General features: G+C 65.5%; 7 protein-coding genes. 4 read left to right on the forward strand and 3 right to left on the reverse strand.

The window, feature by feature from the left end; genetic code table 11:
- On the reverse strand, window positions 1–434 hold a 434-nt coding region (locus tag WBF82_RS19530; RefSeq protein ID WP_424384592.1), incomplete at its 3' end, for a dihydrofolate reductase family protein.
- Window positions 435–585: 151 nt separating this feature from the next.
- Between WBF82_RS19530 and WBF82_RS19535 the strand changes: the two genes are divergently transcribed.
- Window positions 586–1596 carry a sigma-70 family RNA polymerase sigma factor gene (locus tag WBF82_RS19535; protein ID WP_424384593.1) on the forward strand — a complete coding sequence of 337 codons (1011 nt, stop codon included), beginning with the start codon at window positions 586–588 and terminating at the stop codon, window positions 1594–1596.
- A 58-nt stretch (window positions 1597–1654) separates the two neighbouring features.
- Here the strand turns inward: WBF82_RS19535 and WBF82_RS19540 are convergent, their stop codons facing one another.
- Entirely contained in the window at window positions 1655–2458 is an 804-nt protein-coding gene (locus WBF82_RS19540) for a dienelactone hydrolase family protein (RefSeq protein ID WP_424384594.1), read from the reverse strand.
- Entirely contained in the window at window positions 2458–3099 is a 642-nt protein-coding gene (locus tag WBF82_RS19545; protein ID WP_424384595.1) for a DUF4245 domain-containing protein, read from the reverse strand. Before WBF82_RS19545 ends, WBF82_RS19540 begins: the two co-directional genes overlap by 1 nt.
- 53 nt (window positions 3100–3152) lie before the next feature.
- Between WBF82_RS19545 and glpX the strand changes: the two genes are divergently transcribed.
- The 3 genes from glpX to WBF82_RS19560 all read left to right on the forward strand — a co-directional run.
- A complete protein-coding gene (gene glpX / locus WBF82_RS19550) occupies window positions 3153–4181 on the forward strand; it encodes a class II fructose-bisphosphatase (protein WP_424384596.1) in 1029 nt (342 codons plus the stop codon).
- Window positions 4182–4203: 22 nt separating this feature from the next.
- Window positions 4204–5625, forward strand: a complete 1422-nt coding sequence (locus WBF82_RS19555) for a class II fumarate hydratase (RefSeq protein ID WP_424384597.1) — start codon at window positions 4204–4206, stop codon at window positions 5623–5625.
- Window positions 5622–5968 (forward strand): ester cyclase (locus tag WBF82_RS19560; protein ID WP_424384598.1); only part of this gene is annotated, 347 nt, incomplete at its 3' end. The genes WBF82_RS19555 and WBF82_RS19560, both read left to right, overlap by 4 nt.

A 5968-nucleotide genomic window follows, 5' to 3' on the forward strand; every position in this document is an offset into this window, starting at 1 on the left:
CGCAGCTCGTCGACAAGGTCGTGCTCGATCAGCGCGTGCGCGAGTTGTCCGCTGGCGTAGACGACTATCTCACCGTTGAAGGCCTGCTTCAGGGTCGAGACCTCGTTCACCACTTGACCTTTCAGGACCGCCGAGTTGGTCCACTGCAGGTCTTGCAGGGTGGCGGACACGACGTACTTCGGAATGCTGTTCAACCGGTGGGCTAGCTCGCCACTGCGGGAGGGATACCGTGCGGCGAAGTACTCGTAGGTGCGCCGGCCCAACAGAAGCGCCTCGGCGGCCAGCACCTCGGCGATCAGGACCTGTGCCCATTGTTCGCGGTCCTTCTCGCTGATCCAGGCGAACCAGTCGCCGCGCCCGAGGCTCTCCTCACCTCTAGGGTCCTCAATGACTCCGTCGAGCGAGATGTTCTCGCTCACGATGATCCTGCCCATGTCGCTGCTCCTTCGGAGATGTTGTCGGCTACTACTGATTTAGGAACCGCGGCATCGCGAAACTGGGCGCTTCGCCAACGCCCAATTCGCCCTTCGACCGGTGTCCATACTGATGGAGGTGCCGCATAGCACGGATAGAGGTGACGCGAGGGTGGTGACCGGCGATCTGATGCTGCGGGCGCGCGCCGGGGATGGCGACGCGTTCGCAGAGCTAACCGAACCGTACCGGGCAGAACTACTGGTGCATTGCTACCGGATGCTCGGATCGTTCCAGGACGCCGAGGACGCGCTGCAAGATGCGTTGCTGGGCGCATGGCAAGGCCTCGACGGGTTTCAAGGGCGCGCCTCGATACGAACCTGGCTTTACCGAATCGCCACCAACCGGTGCCTCAATGCGCGTCGCTCCGCGAGCCGACGCCCGGCCAAGGAGTGGAACGTGGCGAATGTCCAACCGCCCGAACCGACCCGCCTGGGAGAAATCGTCTGGCTCGAACCGTTTCCCGATGCCCTGCTCGAGAACGTGGTCGGCGCGCCGATCGGCCCAGAAGCCAGCTACGAGCAGACCGAGTCTGTCTCGTTGGCGTTCGTGACCGCACTGCAAGTCTTACCGCCGCGCCAGGTTGCCGTCCTGATCCTTCGCGATGTTCTTGGATTCCACGCCGCAGAGATCGCCGACATGCTCGATTCGACTGTCCAATCGGTTAACAGCGCCCTCAAACGAGCGCGCGCCGCACTGCAGCTCAAGCTCGGGCACGTCGCCGACCGTGAACCGCCCCCCGCGCCGAACTCGGCTACCGAAGACGCGATCGTGGCGAAGTTCGTCCGCGCTTGGGAATCCGCCGATCTGGACGCCCTGGTGACCCTACTGACAGATGACGTGTTCATCTCGATGCCGCCGGTGCCCTTCGAATACGAGGGCCGAAACGTTGCAGCCCGCTTCTGCGCAGCCATCTTCCGCGCGGGCCGCAGGTTCGACCTCGTGCCGACCAGAGCCAACGGCCAACCGGCGTTCGGAGCCTACCTACGCGCCTCGAATGGGATCAGCCACGGCACCGGTCTCTACGTCATCACTCTCACCGGCGACCGAATCTGCGCGATGACCCGCTTCGACAACAGCGTGCTCCCCTGGTTCGGGCTCCCGCGATCGCTCCCGAACCGGTGACCGGTTGGCTCCCGCATTGGAAAGCCCTTAGTTGAAACGGAACTCGGCCTGGCCCCGGCTACGACGCAGTCAGCCGCTGCGTAAGGAATTCAACAACGCGCTTGCGCGCCTCGTAGGCCGGGTGGCCGTCGACCTCGCGGACCTCCAGGGTCAGCACCGAATGCGCTCCCTTTGAAAAGCCGTGCTCATTGCCTGGGGCCGAGTTGATCTCGATCACCTCGAACGCGTCGCCGAGCCGCTCTTTGAGCGTGGCGAACCGCTCGCCCGGCGACGTGAAGTCCTCGCTGAACCGCAGGCCCAATGCGCACACGCCCTCGCTGGCGGCGCGGTCCTTGAACGCGTTCAGCTCCACGTCACTGACTCCCGGATCGCGCCGGTGGCGCGGTGTGAGGGGCAGGGGCGCCGAGGGCTGGCTGAGCACCGGGGCGAGCACGCTGTCGTCGACCGCGGCGGCCAGCGCGAAGCCGCCGGTGAAGCACTGGCCGATCACCCCCACACCCTTGCCGGGGGTGGACGCGTTTAGGTCGCGCGCCAACGCGCGCAAGAATTGCGACACCGGTCGATTCTTGTTGGTCGCGAACGCCGCGAATTCCCTTGCCACACAGGCGCGTGCGATGGTAGGCACCAGGTAGCCTACCGACACTGGCCGGCCCGGCTCGCCGAACAGCGAGGGGATGGCGACGGTGAATCCGTTGTCCACCAGGTGATTACCCAACCCCAGCACTCCGGGATGAATGCCCGGCAATTCGGGAATCAGTACCACGCCGGGGCCTTCGCCCTTGCGGTAGACGTCGTGGGTGTACCCGCCACCGGTGAAAGGTGCCACCGACCAACCGGTCAGATCTGCTTCAGGTGCGGTCATTAGTGTCCCTTCGTCGGCAACGGCGGCTGTGATTGGGTGGCCGCCGCCAGCGTACGAAACTGATCGACGCTTCCGGCACCCGTGATCGCGATCTGAGCGGGACCGGCCGGACTGGCCAGCCGGGTGGTCCACACCGGTTCGACACCGTCGTCGCCCTGATAGACGATCCACCGGGTGCCGTCGACGTCGACGGTCCCGGCGGGGTACATCGACGGGTGGATCGAGCCGACCAGTTTGGCCTCGTCGGCGTTGCTTTGGGTCAGGCTTAGATACATGCCGGTGGGGCTGATGTACCCGACGGTCGAGGTGACCGCGCGCACCCGCTGTCCGGTCGACGGGTCGGCTCGTCCGTCGCCGATGGAGCCGCGGGTACCGGAGTTGGGCCGCCAGCCTTCAGGCAGCCGCGGTAACCGCACCGGGAACCCGAGCGTCTGCGCGTCGGCCCGCAGCGCGCCGGCCGCGTCGTAGGACGGCACCGGTCCGCGGTTCGCCCCCCGTGGGGCAAACGTGCACATCCCGACCATGCCGGCCAGGATGATGCAGGCCACCACCAGCGGCGCGATCGACCAGAACATATCCCGGCCGTCCTGCAGCAGCCGTGGCTTGGCCGGCTTGGCCGAGGGCTGTGGCTGCGTCGTCACATCACGAGTATCCCAGCTCCCGAGTGCCAACCCGGCTCTGGGACAATCAGCGCATGCCAGATCGCCGTCGTGAAGCCCCGGACCGCAACCTTGCTCTGGAACTGGTACGCGTCACCGAAGCCGGTGCGATGGCTGCCGGGCGCTGGGTAGGTCGCGGAGACAAGGAAGGCGGCGACAAGGCGGCCGTCGACGCGATCCGCGAATTGGTGAACTCGGTTTCGATGCGCGGCGTGGTCGTGATCGGTGAGGGCGAGAAAGACCACGCGCCGATGCTCTACAACGGCGAGGAGGTCGGCAACGGCGACGGCCCGGACTGCGACTTCGCCGTCGACCCCATTGACGGCACCACGCTGATGAGCAAGGGCATGCCCAACGCCATCTCGGTGCTGGCGGTGGCAGATCGCGGCGCGATGTTCGACCCGTCGGCGGTGTTCTACATGAACAAGATCGCCGTCGGGCCTGACGCCGCGCACGTGCTGGACATCACCGCGCCGATCGCCGACAACATCCGCGCCGTCGCGAAAGTCAAGGGACTCTCAGTGCCGGACATGACGGTGTGCATCCTGGACCGGCCGCGGCACGCGCAGCTGATCCAGGACGTGCGGAACACCGGCGCGCGGATCCGGCTGATCACCGACGGTGACGTGGCGGGTGCGATTTCGGCCTGCCGGCCGGGTTCGGGCACCGACATGCTGGCCGGCATCGGCGGTACCCCGGAAGGCATCATCACCGCGGCGGCGATCCGCTGCATGGGCGGTGAGATCCAGGCGCAGCTTGCCCCCAAGGACGACGACGAACGACAAAAAGCACTCGATGCCGGCTACGACCTCGACCAGGTGTTGACCACCTACGACCTGGTCTCCGGGGATAACGTTTTCTTCTGCGCCACCGGCGTCACCGACGGTGACCTGCTCAAAGGCGTGCGCTACGAGCCCGGCGGCTGCACCACTCAGTCGATCGTGATGCGGTCGAAGTCGGGCACGCTGCGGATGGTCGAGGGCTTTCATCGGCTGTCCAAACTCAATGAATACTCCGCGATCGACTTCACCGGCGATTCCAACGCGCAATATCCGCTGCCGTAACCACCACCGAAGGACCCGATCTATGGGCGCTCACGCCACAGAGAACGACGCCGAGTACCGCATCGAACACGACACCATGGGCGAAGTGCGGGTGCCGGCAAAAGCGTTGTGGCGCGCCCAGACTCAGCGCGCCGTGGAAAACTTCCCGATCTCCGGACGGGGGCTGGAGCGCACTCAGATCCGTGCCCTGGGTCTGCTGAAAGGCGCTTGCGCGCAGGTGAATTCCGACCTCGGCCTGCTGGCACCGGAGAAGGCCGAGGCGATCATCGCGGCCGCGGCCGAGATTGCCGACGGACGCCACGACGACCAGTTCCCCATCGACGTCTTTCAGACCGGGTCGGGCACCAGTTCCAACATGAACACCAACGAGGTGATCGCGTCGATCGCGGGAGCCAACGGGGTGACCGTGCATCCCAACGACGACGTCAACATGTCCCAGTCGTCCAACGACACCTTCCCAACCGCCACCCACATCGCTGCCACCGAAGCCGCGGTGCGCCACCTGATCCCGGCGCTGGAGGTGCTGCACGACGCGCTCGCAGGTAAGGCCCGCGAATGGCGCACGGTGGTGAAATCGGGCCGCACGCATCTGATGGATGCCGTCCCGGTCACACTCGGGCAGGAGTTTTCCGGATACGCCCGCCAAATCGAGGCCGGCATAGAGCGAGTGCGCGCGACGCTGCCCCGGTTGGGCGAGCTGGCGATCGGTGGCACCGCGGTGGGCACCGGGCTCAACGCTCCCGACGGCTTCGGCGCCAAAGTGGTCGAGGTGCTGGTCAAGGATACCGGGTTGACCGAATTGCGCACGGCGGCCAACTCTTTCGAAGCCCAGGCCGCCCGCGACGGGCTGGTGGAGGCATCCGGCGCGCTGCGAACTATCGCGGTGTCATTGACTAAGATCGCCAACGATATCCGCTTGATGGGCTCGGGCCCGCTGACCGGGCTGGCAGAAATCCAGCTGCCGGATCTTCAGCCGGGCAGCTCGATCATGCCCGGCAAGGTGAATCCTGTTCTGGTGGAGGCCGCTACGCAAGTCGCGGCTCAGGTCATCGGCAACGACGCGGCGATCGCGTGGGGTGGCGCGAACGGGCAATTCGAGCTCAACGTCTACATCCCGATGATGGCGCGCAATCTGCTTGAGTCGTTCAAACTGCTCACCAACGTGTCAAGGCTGTTCGCGGAGCGCTGCGTTATCGGGCTGACCGCCAACGCCGAGCGCTTGCGCGAGCTGGCCGAGTCCTCGCCGTCGATCGTGACACCGCTGAACTCGGCGATCGGTTACGAGGAGGCCGCGGCGGTGGCCAAGCAGGCACTAAAGGAGCACAAGACGATTCGCCAGACGGTGATCGATCGCGGGCTGATCGGCGACAAGCTGTCCGAAGAGGAACTTGACCGCCGCCTCGACGTGCTCGCGATGGCCAAGGTGAACGACGCGCCGACATGATCAGCGACGAACTCCGCCGAAGCCGCTTGGCCATCATCGAAGAGCACATGAACACCGAGGTGACCAAGGAATTCGACCGGACCCTGGCCACATTTAACGGCCACCCGCGCTACGAGATCATGGCTACCGGCCAGGTCTTCGACGGCGACGACGAGGTGATGGGTTACTACCGGACCACCCGGACCGCGTTTCCCGACCAGCGCCACGAGAACGTTCGATACCACTTCAGCGACGACGCGGTGATCACCGAATTCGACCTGCTGGGTACCAATCTCGGTGAGTTCTACGGTATGCCGCCCACGGGTAAGGCGTTCCGGGTACCGATCATCGCGGTGTTCTTCTT

The organism is Mycobacterium sp. (assembly GCF_049673265.1).
Lineage (GTDB): Bacteria > Actinomycetota > Actinomycetes > Mycobacteriales > Mycobacteriaceae > Mycobacterium.

Bases quoted from the DNA above. Each gene is read 5' to 3' on its own strand.
- WBF82_RS19540 (WP_424384594.1), bottom strand. From the start codon at position 2,458: ATGACCGCACCTGAAGCAGATCTGACCGGTTGGTCGGTGGCACCTTTC.
- glpX (WP_424384596.1), top strand. From the start codon at position 3,153: ATGCCAGATCGCCGTCGTGAAGCCCCGGACCGCAACCTTGCTCTGGAA.
- WBF82_RS19555 (WP_424384597.1), top strand. From the start codon at position 4,204: ATGGGCGCTCACGCCACAGAGAACGACGCCGAGTACCGCATCGAACAC.